Origin of the sequence: Croceitalea rosinachiae (genome assembly GCF_031846445.1) — a bacterium.
In the GTDB taxonomy this organism is placed as follows: Bacteria; Bacteroidota; Bacteroidia; order Flavobacteriales; family Flavobacteriaceae; genus Croceitalea; species Croceitalea rosinachiae.
On sequence record NZ_JAVRHR010000001.1, the window covers coordinates 1,087,687 to 1,102,952 of the forward strand.

9 protein-coding genes are annotated in these 15,266 nt (G+C 38.0%); all 9 read right to left on the reverse strand.

Annotated features, from left to right (window positions below; all coding sequences use genetic code 11):
- Nucleotides 1–21: 21 nt before the first annotated feature.
- The 9 genes from RM706_RS04955 to RM706_RS04995 all read right to left on the reverse strand — a co-directional run bounded on the left by RM706_RS04955 (nt 22) and on the right by RM706_RS04995 (nt 15,178).
- Nucleotides 22–1,128 (reverse strand): DUF2911 domain-containing protein, encoded by a 1,107-nt coding sequence (locus RM706_RS04955; protein ID WP_311349919.1) that lies wholly within the window; start codon nt 1,126–1,128, stop codon nt 22–24.
- A gap of 67 nt (nt 1,129–1,195) precedes the next feature.
- Complete coding sequence (locus RM706_RS04960; RefSeq protein ID WP_311349920.1) at nt 1,196–3,580, reverse strand: ABC transporter permease; 2,385 nt, start codon at nt 3,578–3,580, stop codon at nt 1,196–1,198.
- A gap of 155 nt (nt 3,581–3,735) precedes the next feature.
- The gene (locus RM706_RS04965) at nt 3,736–6,135 is read right to left on the reverse strand and encodes an ABC transporter permease (RefSeq protein WP_311349921.1); all 2,400 of its coding nucleotides are present in this window, start codon (nt 6,133–6,135) and stop codon (nt 3,736–3,738) included.
- A 76-nt stretch (nt 6,136–6,211) separates the two neighbouring features.
- Nucleotides 6,212–8,590: an ABC transporter permease gene (locus RM706_RS04970; protein WP_311349922.1), complete on the reverse strand. Its 2,379-nt coding sequence runs from the start codon at nt 8,588–8,590 to the stop codon at nt 6,212–6,214.
- A gap of 3 nt (nt 8,591–8,593) precedes the next feature.
- Nucleotides 8,594–9,355, reverse strand: coding sequence for a head GIN domain-containing protein (locus tag RM706_RS04975; RefSeq protein ID WP_311349923.1), 762 nt, complete (start codon nt 9,353–9,355; stop codon nt 8,594–8,596).
- 38 nt (nt 9,356–9,393) lie between these two features.
- Nucleotides 9,394–11,796 carry an ABC transporter permease gene (locus tag RM706_RS04980; protein WP_311349924.1) on the reverse strand — a complete coding sequence of 801 codons (2,403 nt, stop codon included), beginning with the start codon at nt 11,794–11,796 and terminating at the stop codon, nt 9,394–9,396.
- A 73-nt stretch (nt 11,797–11,869) separates the two neighbouring features.
- Nucleotides 11,870–12,565 (reverse strand): ABC transporter ATP-binding protein, encoded by a 696-nt coding sequence (locus RM706_RS04985; RefSeq protein WP_311349925.1) that lies wholly within the window; start codon nt 12,563–12,565, stop codon nt 11,870–11,872.
- A gap of 67 nt (nt 12,566–12,632) precedes the next feature.
- Nucleotides 12,633–13,883, reverse strand: a complete 1,251-nt coding sequence (locus tag RM706_RS04990; RefSeq protein ID WP_311349926.1) for an efflux RND transporter periplasmic adaptor subunit — start codon at nt 13,881–13,883, stop codon at nt 12,633–12,635.
- A gap of 8 nt (nt 13,884–13,891) precedes the next feature.
- Nucleotides 13,892–15,178 (reverse strand): TolC family protein, encoded by a 1,287-nt coding sequence (locus RM706_RS04995; protein WP_311349927.1) that lies wholly within the window; start codon nt 15,176–15,178, stop codon nt 13,892–13,894.
- Between the last annotated feature and the right edge of the window lie 88 nt (nt 15,179–15,266).

Below are 15,266 nucleotides of genomic sequence, written 5' to 3' on the forward strand. Positions count from 1 at the left end.
TTATCTTTTTTGCTTGATGATTTAATTGAAAATATCTTTCCCTTCTTTAATATTAGTTATTAGGTTATCAATATAGGAAAGGAACATTTTGTCGGTTGTTTTCTTCATGGCAGATTCACAAAATTTCAACGCTTCATTTTTGTCGCCCAAATAGAAATGACCACTTACCATTCCTAAATGTGCGTAAAAGTCATCGGGATTTTTATCATAGTTTTTCTTGAAAATGTTGAAAGCTTCTTCATGCATGCGCATTTGGTTTAAACGAACACCATATGTGACCAAGTCTTGAGAAGTACCCATAGAGATGGCTTTCTGCATTATTGAATCTGCCTCTGTACCTCTGTTCAATTTCTGTAGTAAGCCGGCATAGGTCGATAAAGTTTTGAAGTTAGATTCCCCAAAATAGGTATTGATTGAACGGTCTGCCCAACTTAAGCCTTCTTCCAAATTGATATTGTTCGTCAAACAATAATCAGCAGCCATTTGTAAATTTTGCCAATAGCGATAAAAAATACCGGAATCTACCTCGTTTCTGAAAGCCTCTATTTGAGTCTTTTGCAAATTGACACTTACCTTGAAAGGAACCTTGATTCGTTCCCACTGCATAGAAATGACCGCGCTATTTTCTGTCTGATCTACAAATTCGTATTTGAGACGTTCGGTGCTTTGCTCTACTTTTTCCACAGGCACTTCGACTCGCAGCGCATCATTCTCTTTCTTATAGTAGAAACTGCCCCAAGCGTTATTGAATTTTGAAAACACCAATGTTGCCTTTTTTTCTCCCATGGCAATGAAGAATGCATACTTTCCTTTTTGTAATATGTTGTTTTCAATTAAGACATCGGTAGAAAACTCAATGGTGGTATTCTCATTGGCTCCTGCTCGCCATGGTGCGGCCTTACTCGTTCCATAGCCAAGGTCAGCAAATCCGTAATGCACCAATTTACCCCAAATTTTCCCTTCACGTCCCTTAACTCCTGGGCGCGAGTAGTTTATTTTTGCTTCAGTGATTCCAATGTATTCTGAAACGGAAGCTTTTTTATTTCCATCTGGTGGAAAGGTAATTTGGCCTTTCAATCCAATTGAACAAATCGTGAAAAGGAGCGTTGCAATCAGTTTGTTTTTCATTTATAAATGTTTTGTTGTCTTTTATCTTCTTTCAATGGATTTCTATTTCCTTAAGGAGAACTCTTGTCTATTCTGTTCGTAAACTTTTTACAGGGCTTTTCATGGCCACCTTTATGGTTTGATAGCTAATGGTAATCAGCGTAAGTACCAATACTGCCAATATTGAAATAGCGAAATACCACCAGTGAATTTCAGTTCTATATGTATATCCTTGCAACCAAATATCCATAAAATACCAAGCGAGAGGAACGGCAATGGCGCCAGCGATAAGTATTAGTTTTAGAAAATCCATTGAGAATAAAGTTAAAATATCGGCAACATTACTGCCAAGAACTTTTCTGATGCCCACTTCCTTTTTTCGTTGCCCAACAAAAAATAGTATGAGGCCATATAGTCCCATACAGCCGATGAAAATGGCCAGTCCGGAAAACACTTTGGACAAGGACAAGTACCGCTGCTCAGTTTCGTACTGCTCAGCTACTCGCTCATCCAAAAAGCGATAATCAAAAATATGGTTGGAAAACGTTTGCGACCACTCTTTTTCTAGCTGAGTTAATGTCCCCGCAGTATTTAAATGGTTGATTTTAATACCTAGTTCGTTGTACCATCTGACTGTTGGAGCAATAAATACTGGTTTTATTTCTTCGGTAAAGCTGCTATCATGAAAATCCTTTACTACGCCTACAATAGTAGCCTCGACGCGTTCACCATTTACAGCTAGTGTTTTGCCCAATAATTCGTCTACTGATGATGCCCCTACCTTTTCTGCAAATTTTTCATTGACGAGCATTTCGGTTATGGAATCATTTTTAAAGAAATTGCGCCCTGCAACCAGAGGTATGTCAAAAGCATTTAAATAGTCTTCATCGCCGACCTTTATTGAAATACTGAACTCTTCACGTTCGGGCCTGTTGTTGTATTTTACTGTGGTATCCCAAAAAGTGTTTCCTCCTCCTGGGCTGGTCAAGCAACCTGTAACCTGCTGCACGCCCACCACTTGTTTCAGCCGCTCCTTTAGGCCATAAAATTGCTCGGAATCCAAAGTCTCGGCAACTTCGAGCATTACTATAGATTCTTTATCAAAACCTAAATCTGTTTTGGTAGCATATTCAATTTGCTTTGAAATTACCAAGGTGGCCACAATAAGCGATATGGAAATAACAAACTGTGCCACTACTAAGACTTTTCTTGTAGTAGCACCGCCAGTATCATTATGATTAAGTTTCCCTTTTAGTGCTAAAATGGGTACTGTTCTAGATAATAATATACCAGGATAACTTCCAGAGAATAAAGAGACCAATACCAATAGCCATAACAAGAAACTAATGAACCGCAAGCTTACAAGACTTTCCATGGTCAATTGTATTTCAAATAGGGCGTTAAAAGCAGGAAGAAATAGTATGGCCATGACAATACCTAATACTATGGCAATTAAACTGATGAGAAAGGTCTCGCTTAAGAATTGCCAAAAAAGGTGGCTTTTAAAACTGCCCAATACCTTGCGAATACCTATTTCTTTGGAGCGGTAAAATGCTTGAGCTGTTGATATGTTTATAAAGTTGATACAAGCAATGGCAATTAAGAATAGGCCAATAATGCCAAATACAATCAAAAAGACCGGGTCTAAACCACCGTACTCATAATTAAGATGAATCTCGGACAATGGTTGAAGTTTGTATATGTGTGTATTCTTGCTGTTTGGTCTATGTTCTTTGGGAAGTTCCAATAGCGCAGTTTCTATATTAGCGATATCTTGATTGGGTTTTAATAGGGTAAAACATTGCAGGTTGGTAGTGATGCCCCCCCAGTTTTCCCCATGTGCAAACTCCGAGTATTCCTCTAGGTTCTCAAAGGAAATAAAGATATCGTAATCCATGAAGGATGTGTTGGGAATATCTTTTAGTACCCCAGTGATTTCAATGGTCTCATTATTTCCCAAGATAAAAGTCTCGCCTACCACCTCTATACTTCCGAAGAGTTCAAGCGCTTCACTTTCGGTGATTACTGCAGTATTTGGCGCTGATAAGGAAATAGCATTATCACCGTTCGTAAGTGGAAAATTGAAAATCTTGAAAAAATCTTCTTCGGCAAATATGACATCCTTGCTGTACTTATTGACACTCCCATTTCGTTCAACATCGATGATCAAACCTTCTCTATCAACAATCTTGGCCACTTTTTCAGCATACGCATAGTTCTCACGGAATACTTTAGCAAAGGCCGGAGGAACACTGGCCGAATAATCGACGTTATCCATATGCTCTTCGGTAGCCATTCTATATATGCGATCTTTGTCGTGGTGAAAATTATCAAACGACAGATGATAGCTTAAAAAGAGATAGATCAATATGGCACTTCCAAACCCGATAGCAAGCCCCAAAATATTAATGGTAGTAAATACTTTTCTTTTGATGAGGTTTCTCCAGGCGATTTTTAAATAATTCTTGAACACAACAGTTGTTTTTGATTGATATCAATCAAAAAACGATTATCATGCCAAAATCATAAGTATCTAAAATTTAGAATGTTACAATAAAATCTATTTTCCAATATGTAAAATATTTTGACACGTTTTGTATAATATATTTACAGTATAATCTTCACAATTTACTCCGTTCTCAAACTCTTCACAGGGTTCTGTTTGGCAGCTCTGATAGCCTGAAAGCTTACAGTCAATACGGTAACGCCCATAGCGCCCATCATCGCCAATACGAAAATCCACCATTTTAAAATTACCCGATACGGGTATTCTTGTAACCACCCGTTCATTACATAATAAGCAATGGGAACGGCAATGAAACAGGAGATAATCACCAATTTTAGAAAGTCTTTTGAAAGCATGTTCCAAACATTGAATACTGTTGCACCAAGCACTTTTCGTACGCCAATTTCTTTGGTGCGTTGTTCAGCAACAAAAGAGGTAAGTCCAAACAATCCGAGGCAGCTAATTAATATGGCCAGTGCAGTGAAAATTCCGGATAAAGTACCAACGCGTTTTTCTGTTGCAAATTTGCGAGCATATTGGTCATCAACAAAATCATATTGAAAAGGAATAGCGGGAAAGTTTTCCTTAAAAACTCGTTCTATAATCGCCAAGTTTTGGCTTGCACTTTGCTTAGGATTCAGTCTTAAATTGTAATAACTAAAATTATTGTGGCGATCATAAACATACCACCCTTGTTTAACTGGCTCATAGGGTGATTGGGCAATCATATCTTCAACAACCCCAATAATTTTCATTGACGGACCTGGATCTTCTTCATCTGAGTCACGAATAATGGTACCTACCGGATTCTCCAAACCCATATATTTTACGGCAGTTCTATTGATTAGTATTCCTAAAGAATCTGAAGCCATATCTCTAGAGAAGTCTCTTCCTTGTACTATTTTTAAGTCGAGCGTGTTTGCATATTCAGGAGATACTTCAGTCCATGCAAAATCTTCTTGAAAACCTTCTGGTTTCCCCTCCCAAGTAAAGCCGCTTCTATTAGACCAAATTTGCGTTGTAGGACTGCTAGATGTTGCCATCTCGATTGCAGCACCAGAGCTTATAAATTGCTCTCGCATTAAATCTGTCTTGCCTTCAAAATCTGCAGACCATGTGGGAATTTGAATCAACCCTTCCCTATCATAACCAATTGGACGATTTTTTGCATGGTTTATTTGCTGCATGACGATTACCGTACCAATGATAAATGCTACTGATACTGTAAATTGGAGTACCACCAATATCTTTCTTGGTAGGCTGGCATGTTTTCCTGATTTAAAGGTTCCTTTTAAAACATCAACTGGTCTAAATGAGGACAGGTACAATGCTGGATAGCTTCCTGCCAATAATGATGTAAAAAGAATAAATACAATGGAAATTCCCCAAAAACCTATATTGTCCCAAGGGAATATAATTTCTTTTCGGGCTAATTCATTGAAACCGCCCAATGAAATTAAAACTATTAATAAGGCTACACAAAATGCAAAAAGTACGACCAAAAATGACTCACTTAAAAACTGATATATCAATTGACCTTTCTGTGATCCAATGGATTTACGAATACCAACTTCTTTTGCTCTTTTTTCTGAACGTGCCGTACTAAGGTTCATAAAATTGATACAAGCCAAGAGCAGGACAAAAGCCCCAATAATACCAAAGAGCCAGACATATTTAATACGGCCTCCAACTTGTTTGCCCTCTTCAAAATTTGAGCGTAAATACCAGTCTTCCATAGGAAGAAGAAAAAGCTGAGGATTAAACTCAGCCGTGTCTTCATTTAAATCCTTTTTGACGTTTCTAATAATGCTAGTTACATTCTCCATGTTGGCGTTAGCCGACAATTGCACAAACATCTGAAAAGAATTATTACCCCAATTATCAAGGGAATTTTGTATCCATTCGCGATTGGCAACATAATGGTCCCAAGGAATGATGTAATCCGTATCGTTAAAGGTGTTATTGTATGGAATATCATTATAAACCGCAGTGACATTTAAGTCATATTGATTACCGATTTTTACAATCTTACCTATTGGGTTTTCTTTTCCGAAAAGTGCATCTGCAGTTGATTTGGAAAGCATTATGGAATTAATTTCCCGCAAGCCATCTTTATCACCTTTTAGTATTTCAAGATTAAGAAGTTTCGGGGCCATTTTCTGCATATAGTTTCCAGGTCTCGATATGCTATTCTCTTTGTATTTGATGTAACTATCCTGTGTCCAAGAAGCCATCATCAAATGCTCAAAATTATCTCCATATCCATCTCGCAGCGCAGGTTCTAATGGAAGAGGAATTGCTGGTCCTGTTCCTGTTCTGCCATTAAAGGTCTGCGATTGCCAAACCTGCGCAATTTTTTCTTTGTTTTTGTAATAATTATCATGGGTCAGCTCATCATTAATCCACAGACCAATGATAAGGGTCACGGCAATTCCCAATGCTAAGCCCCCAATATTAATAACAGTATACCCCTTATTTTTTAGGAGGTTCCTCCAAGCGATTTTTAAATTGTTTTTAAACATGATAATTCTGTTTTTGATTGATTCTTTTTTATAATGGCGTCATTCTAATTAAGGACTCCATAAATCTGAAAAAGTTTCACTCTGTACGTAAACTTTTTACAGGATTGGCCAAGGCTGCTTTTATTGCCTGAAAGCTTACAGTAACTATTGCTATAATCATTGCGACTACACCAGCGGCCACAAAAACCCAAGGGTCAATGGAAACCTTATAAGCAAAACGCTCCAGCCATGAACTCATAAACCACCAGGCTAAAGGGATTGCAATGAATAAGGCAATTACGACCAGACCCATAAAATCTCTTGAGAGCAACTGAACTATGTTTGAAACACTAGAACCCAATACCTTTCGTACCCCAATTTCTTTCTTTCGTTGTTCTGCGGTATATGCCGCTAATCCGAATAAGCCCAGACAAGAAATGATGATGGCCAGAGCGGCAAAAATTTTGGCAAGCTCCCCAACCAACTCTTCGTCTTTGAACCTAGAATTGAACAGGTCATTTTCAAACCGATATTCAAATGGAAATGCAGGGTTATATTTTCTTAGAACATTTTCAACGACCATTAATGCGGCAGTCGCGGATGATTTGGGTTTCAGGCCTACATACATGGTATTGGCATAGTCCGCATTATTGAAAAACATGACCGGGCCTGTTTTTCCATTGCCATATAAATCACCATAGAGATAGTCATTTACGACCCCTATAACCCTGTATTCGGTATTGCCCCGTGTAATGGTTTTACCCAAAGCACTGTTTTTCCCCATTAATTTGGCGAAGGATTGGGTGATAATAACATTGGTGCTATCTACAATGGCATCATTATTAAAACCGCGCCCTTCAACGAATTCCAGCCCCACTGTGCCAATAAAATTAGGGCTCACGTATCTAAATCTAACAAGAACATCGTCCGTATCACTGCCACCTTGCCAACTCAACCCCGATCCATTATTGCCACTGGAAAGCATATTTGAATTGGTTAATGCTACGTCTTCTATAGTACCAGATGCAATCATTTCTTCTTTAATAGGAAGAAATTTATCAATCATATTACCACTAACGGCCACATTTAGCAAATTTCCTTTTTCATAACCCACATCTCGGGCCCTTACATGTTGTATCTGCTGAAAGATGATGGTACTGCAAATGATGAAAACTATGGAAACTGCAAATTGAGTAACTACAAGACCTTTGCGGATTACTGAAGCACTTCCTTGACTTTTGCTAACGCCCTTAAGTACTTGTGCTGGTCTGAAAGAGGATAAGTATAAAGCGGGATACCAGCCGGCCAAGAGGCCACAAATCAACGTAATCCCTAGAAGGGAAAGTATATGAATAGGCTCAAACAGCCTTAGTTCAATCTGTTTTTCTACCAAGATATTGAATGAAGGGAGCAGAAGCAGCAATAAAACAATGCTGAATAAGGCAGAGATTCCTGCTAAAATAATGGCCTCCGACATAAATTGGCCAACTAATCTTTTTTTACTGGAACCCAACACTTTTCTCACACCAACTTCATTGGCTCGTTTACCACTTCGAGCGGTAGAAAGGTTCATGAAATTGATACATGCTATCAAAAGAATGATGAAAGCAATAAAAACCAGAGATCTTACCAATATTATAAGACCACCCACCTTTTTCCCCCCTTTAAAATCGGAGCGTAAGTTCCAATCTTTGATGGAATGCAGAAAGGCCTCGTTAGGAGAATTGTTGGTGGTGTTCATTTTTGAGCCGATTATAGACCTGACCTTATTGTCAACGGCTTTGAAATTGGCATTGGGGGTAAGCTCTACAAAGGTATCGGCGAAGTTGTTACCGTATTCTTCTGTCCAAGACATATCATCTTCTCCCAATTCAAAGCGTTCAAATGGCAGCAGCCAATTAAAATCAAATGTCACATTACTGGGGAGATTTTTTATAAGACCTGTAACGGTAAAACTAAATTCGTTGTTGATTTGAATGACCCGGTTTAATATATTTTTGTCAGAACCGAAGAGTGCAAATGCGGTTTCTTGTGTTAAAACAATTCCATCAGGTCTGGAAAGGGCGGTATTCATTTCTCCTTCCAAAAACGTCAAGCTGAACATATCAAGAAAATCGGGATGGACATACCTTCCATATCTGTTGATTCCATTATCTCCATTTGCAAGTAAAATCTCTTGACCTGATGTAGTGGAAGATTTGGAAATTTCGGGGATTTCGTTTTTTAGGTCTTTGGCCAGAGGCCCAGGAGTAGAGTAAAAAGTATACACCTCACCTTCAAACGTTTGGTTTGTAGGTACGTAATAAATCAAATCTTGTTTTGAAAAAACACTATCATAATTAACCTCATCCTCAACCCAGAGCAATATGAGACAGGCGCATGTAATACCTATACCGAGTCCAAAAATATTCAACGCACTATACGCTTTATTTTTCCAAAGGTTTCTCCAAGCTATTTTTAAGTAGTTTTTGAACATGATTTAGTTGATTTTTTGAATGGTCGCTTCTCCAATTACAATACCCTTTTTTACTTCGGGCGAGCCTTCGTATGCTATGGTTGCTTCTCCATATGCAGTAACTTTCAATCGTTCTTTGACAGCTACCCGATAACTGCCTTCACCGAAAGCAGTGATTTTGGTGCTGTTGTTTTTAACGCCCAAGGTATTGATAGTAGTTTCGCCATATGCGGTGATTTTTTGTCTATCAATTGTTCCATTTTTAAGCTCTAAATAACTTTCGCCGTAAATGGTCGTAGTTAAATTATCAAAATGAACTTCATTAAAATAGACCTCGGATTCTCCGTATAATTTAAGTTGAAATTCTGATTGTTCGATGATACTTTCGCAAGCAAACTTTTCTTCACCCCTCAATGAAAGCTCTTTAAGAGATTTATACGTTACTGTAGCAGTAATTACAGTGCCCTTATAAATAGGCACTTTGTAATCATAGTTATCACCATTAACATTTTTGCCATCGGTATACGTTTTTGCACCATCCAGATAAAGCCTTAAGGTCGACCCAACCACTTCAATGTTCAATTTGTCAAGCGGTTCTGTACTTGTATGAACCTCAACGTTTTCTGAGTCGCCTTTAATAAAAGTGACCGCAATATGCGGGCTTACAATAATTTTATCATAATTGTCTACAACTACCTTTTTTAACTGTCCAAAAGCGTTGATTGAAAGTAGTGCAAAACTCAAGATAAAAAGTTTTGCACTACTATTTTTGATTGATGATTTCATGATTTTCGTTTTTATGGTATCAAGGCATTGAATGCCTATCATTCTGTTCTTAAGCTTTTTATTGGATTGTTATTGGCTGATTTAAACGCATGAAAACCAACGGTTGCAATGGCAATAGACAATGCAATTGCTCCTGCTAATAGAAACACCCACCATTCCACATCAATTTTATACGCATACTCATTAAGCCATTGTCGCATTGCATACCAAGAAAAGGGTATGGCAATAAGAATGGCTATGCCAACTAATTTTATAAAATCCTTTGATAATAAAGCAACAATGGTGGATACATTAGCTCCAAGAACCTTTCGAATACCAATTTCTTTGGTGCGTAACATGGCACTATAGGTAGCCAGACCAAAAAGACCTAGGCAAGCGATAAATATGGCTAGACAGGAGAATATGGTAAATAATTTTCTAAATCGTATATCTGATATATATTGTTTGTTAAAAGCTTCATCCAAGAAGCTGTATATAAACGGTCGATGTGGAGCCAATACATTCCATTTTTTTTCTATGGCTGTAATGGCATCTTTATAATTATTTGAGCTTATACGCAAAGAAAGGTATCTCCCATAGGGGACTTGCCTTAAAGTAAGTGGAGCGACCTCTGAGTGCAGTGATATATAGTTAAAGTCTTTTACAACCCCAACTATGCTTCCTTCGCGACCCCATTGTTGAAACTTTTTACCAATGATTTGGTTAGGATCATTGTATCCAAATTCTTTAACTGCTGCCTCATTTATAATTAGTGAGCTTATACTATCGGTTGGAAAATCTGGTGAGAAAGCTCTGCCGGCGACAACATCAATTTTGTAATGTTGAATAAAATTATTGTCTACCTCATAGATGTAGGGAGAAAAATTCTCCATATTTCCTTCGTAGGTTTCTATATCTGTTCCGGCAGCAGGAAAGTGACTGCTGGGAACGGTTCGGGAAAGTGAAACTGAGCTAACATCCGCTAATGCCAAAAACTCTCCTTTTATCGCCTCTACGTTGTTCAATACTTCTCCATCCCAATTAAAATCTAATATCAGTTGTTGGTCTTTAGCAAAGCCCATGTCCTTATTTAACATAAATCCAAGTTGATAGTATACAACAACTGTACTGGCAATGAGCGCAATGGATATGCTGAACTGAAGAATAACCAAGCCTTTTCTAAGATTCGCTCCTTGAGCAGAAGTTCTAAAAGCACCTTTTAATACCCTTACGGGTTTAAACCCTGAGAGAATAAAAGCGGGATAACTACCAGCGAAAAACCCGGTTAGCAATGTTGTCCCAAAATAAAGTAAAAGAATAGGAGCCGTAATAAATGAGGCCATCGCAAATGCTTTACCTGTTAAGGAACTTAACCATGGCAGCCCTAAAAAAGCTAGAAGAAGACCGAGAAGTGATGCGAATAGCACCAAAATCAATGATTCTCCCAAAAATTGATAGATAAGCCCTTTGCGTTCTGCGCCAATCACTTTCCGTATTCCTACCTCTTTCGCCCGTTCCATTGAACGAGCTGTGGCTAAATTCATAAAGTTAATACTGGCAATTATCAAAATAAAAAGACCTATGATAGCAAATATGTAAATATTGGACAAGCTGCCGGTTTCTCCTGGTTGACGATCTGCCTTTGAATACAGATAAATTTTATTCATGGATTCTAAAGAGAAATTGTAGTAGTACTGCTCAGCAACTTCTGGCTCTATATGTTTTTTTAGAAAATCAGGTATTTTGGATTCGAATGCGGTTTGATCAAAGTTATTGGAAACTAATACATAAGTATAAAAATCAACATAGCCCCATGAATCAAAAATTTCAGGTCTGGTCTGATAAAAACTGCTCATAGACATGAGTACGTCAAAAGAAAAATGGGAATTTTGAGGAACATCTTTCATAACTCCCGTTACCGTATAGGTTCCATCTGCTGCCCTGCCACCAATACCTTCAATAGTCTTGCCGACTGGATTCTCGTTTCCGAAGTATTTTTTTGCTGTAGTCTCGGTTAGAACAATAGAATAAGGAGCTTCTAGTGCAGTTTTTGGATCACCATTAATCAATGGCCAACTGAAGACATTAAATACTGAAGTATCTGCATAAAAACAATCTCCCTCTTGAAATTTACGGTTATTGTATTCTAATAGAATGTCGCTCCTGCCAGAAAACTGGGCTTTTTCTATAATTTCTGGAAAATCAGATTTTAGTGCAGGACCTACAGGTGCATTCCCCCATACCCAAGCGTCATCAGGGCTATCGGCGTTTGAATGATGTATTACCCTATAGACAGAATCTTTCTTTTCATGATAATTATCGTAAGAAAGTTCGTTGGATATAAAAATTGCAATCAACAAGAAACAAGCAAGTCCAATGGCTAAGCCACCAATATTTATAATGGAATATCCCTTGTTTTTTAGGATATTTCTCCAAGCGATTTTTAAATAGTTCTTAAACATGACCGTTCATTTTTTGATTGATGACTAATTTGATTTACCCCGAAACAAGCTCAGGGCAGATGAATAAACTCCTTTAAACGGTTGCCCCTATAGCCCTATTTTGACTTTCAGTTACTATTTGGCCATCAAATAGGTTTACTACTCTATGTGCATAATGTGAATCTCTGTCTGAGTGAGTTACCATAACAATAGTGGTACCCTCTTGATTTAGTTCGGTGAGAAGGTTCATTACTTCAATTCCGTTTTTAGAATCGAGGTTACCCGTAGGCTCATCGGCAAGAATCAGTTTTGGGTTGGTCACTACCGCTCTTGAAATGGCGACACGTTGTTGTTGACCCCCTGATAATTGTTGTGGAAAGTGCTTCTCTCTATGCGCAATTTTCATACGTTCCAGTACTTCCATCACCTTTTGCTTGCGCTCAGCTTTACCCATTTTTAAGTAAATCAATGGTAACTCTACGTTTTCATAAACCGTAAGCTCGTCGATGAGGTTAAAACTTTGAAAAACAAAGCCTAAATTTCCTTTACGCAATTGGGTTCTTTGACTTTCTTTTAGCCCACCAACTTCATTGCCCGCAAAATTGTAACTGCCTTCCGTAGGATTGTCTAACATTCCTATAATATTCAACAAGGTCGATTTTCCGCAACCTGATGGTCCCATAATGGCTACAAACTCGCCATTCTCAACATGAAGGTTGACGCTGTTCAAGGCCAAAGTTTCTACTTCCTCAGTTCTAAAGCTCTTTTTTAAGTCTTTGATTGTTATCATTTTGTAATTGTTATTTCTATTAGTTAAAGACATCTCGATTCCTCTCGATGTCACAGTTTTAATCTTTTTATTTTAGTACTATCCGCTCTGCTTCACCAAAGCTGTCGTAGTTACTGGTAATCACCTGTTCGCCTTGTTCGAGACCTTCAAGAACCTCATAATATCTTGAATTTTGTTTTCCTACTCTTATATTCCTTCGGATGGCTTCATCCCCAGCCTGGTTCACTACAAAAATCCATTGACCGCCCGTACTTTGAAAAAAGCCTCCTTTAGGGAGTAACAAGGCATCACTAGAAGCTCCTAGTTGTAATTTGATATTATAACTTTGACCTGCACGAATGGTTTCAGGCTTTTCACCGGTAAAAACCAAATCAACCTTAAATCTTCCATTCCGAACTTCAGGATAGACTTTTCTTAGGCGTAACGGAAACTCTTTTCCGTTTCTCTCTAGGCTTGCCGATAAATCTCTTTTTACCCGGTCGATATAATGTTCGTCTATTTCAGCTTCAATTTTGAAGTCTGTAAGCACGTTGACCTGACCAATTCGTTGCCCTTGTGAAATATTTTGACCAATTTCGGCATCTAAAAACCCTAATTGTCCATCTGCAGGAGCACGCACATTTAAATGATCTAGTCGCTCATAAACCATTGATAAAGTCTGTTGCATTCTACTTAAATCTGTGTCAAGACCTGTGAGTGATGTCTTTCGTAATTCATCATCTTGTTCGGTTTGAAGTTTAACAATATCATATTGTTTTTGTGCCAGTTCATAGTTTTCCTTCGAAGTCAAATAGATTTCTCTAGAAATCAACTCATCTTGATACAAAGCTTCATTTTGCTCAAAATTTCTTTTTAAGCGCTGTAGATCCGTACTTGCCGTGGCCAAAGAGCGTCTGCCTTCTACCTGTCTTGAGTCAAAGGTCAATTTAGTAGACCTTAAATCATTTTGTTTAAGCGCCAGATTACTTTCACTGGCCAAAATTTGCTCGTAAAGGTTCATATTTTCTAACTTCAATATGATGTCACCTTTTTTGACCATGGTGCCCTCTTCGATTAATTTTTCCGACACCCTTCCACCTTCATAGGCATCCATATAAATTGTGGCTATGGGGGCAACATTACCATTAATGGTAATATAATCATCGAACTTTCCTTCTGCGATTTGGCCTATAGAAAGCCGGTCTTTCTCTGTTCTGAAGGTAGAAACCGATGTATTAAAAAGTATTTTCCAACCAACAAACAATAAGAGTAGGCCCAGGGCGATATAGCCATAATGTTTTGGGCGTAATCCTTTTTTCTTTTCGAGTTGTATATCCATGTTTGAATTTAATTAATATTGAAAACAGGTAGGTTATTGTAAAAATCTAGTGTACTCTTATTTACTTTTAAGCGAAGTCTGACCTGCAAATTTTCATTTTGTGCTGTAGCAAAAAGGGTTTTGGCCCTTCCTAGTTCTATCGCATTAATAAGTCCTTTCTCGTATCGTTTTTGGGCGATTTGAAATGCCAATCCCTGTGATTTGCTTCTTTTTTCAGTTTGGAGCACTTCGGTATTTAAAGCATTATATTCTTGCACCAATTGTTGTATAAGCTGATATAGTTCTTGTTCTTGTATTTCAAAGTTGTTTTTGGCTCTGGCCAAAGCTATTTTTTGTTGTTTGACCCTAGAACGGCCAGACCATCCATTGCTAATTGGAACGTTCAAGGATACCCCAATAAATTGATTGGTATTGTCACGAAATTGTGACCTAAATGGTATGGTTACCCCAAGGGTATCTGTAATAGTTTCAAAATAGCCCGTACCATAGCCCGCTTGCACGGCAATTGATGGAGCCAAGCTACCTCTTGCAATGGATACCTGTTTTTTGGCCGCTTTTACCCGAAGCTCTTGAGCTTTTATCAAAGGGATAAACTCCATCGCGGTATTAAAAACAGAATCAGAGGTGATTGCCGAACTAACAATACTATCAACCTTTTCAATTTCAGGGCGAATGAAAATATCAGTTTCATCTTCTAAGTTCATGGCCTGAATTAGTGCGAGCTTGGCTGCTGTCAATCTATTCTTGTTCTGGGTTAAAACAAGTTCATCTGCTAGCAACAAAGATTCAGCTTCATACAGGTCTGCCCCAGCCATTAGTCCGACCTCAATCTGTTTTTGAACCAATTCGTAATTCGTGGTTGAAATTTCGACCTGCTCTTCGGAAATGGTAATCAACCCTTCAATGAACTGAATGTCATAAAATGCCCGCATTACTCGAAAAGCTAAAAGATATTTTTGCTGCACGCTCTCTTCTTTTGCAGCTTTATATAAAAATTTAGAGGCTTTGATGCTGTTTATTTTTTGAAACCCTTGAAAAACATCAAAAGAACCACTTAATGAGTAGTTGTTCGAGAAAAATTCGGTATTGGAAATACTGTTATCATTCGGGTTTATCTGCCTACCAAAGCTTACATTATAGTCTGCAAAGCCATTTACATTTGGCAATAAGTTTCTGACAGATTGACGATAAGTTTCTTTATTGGACTGTTCTGTAAACTCAAAATCATTCAATTGAAGATTGTTTTCAATGGCATAGGCAACACATTCTTCCAGAGACCAAACTTGTTGTGCCATCGTTGTAAGACAACTTGATGCTAATAGTATAAAAAAGATTTTCTTTAAGCTCATATTAAATTGCTATGCCAGAATGGATGCTATTCTC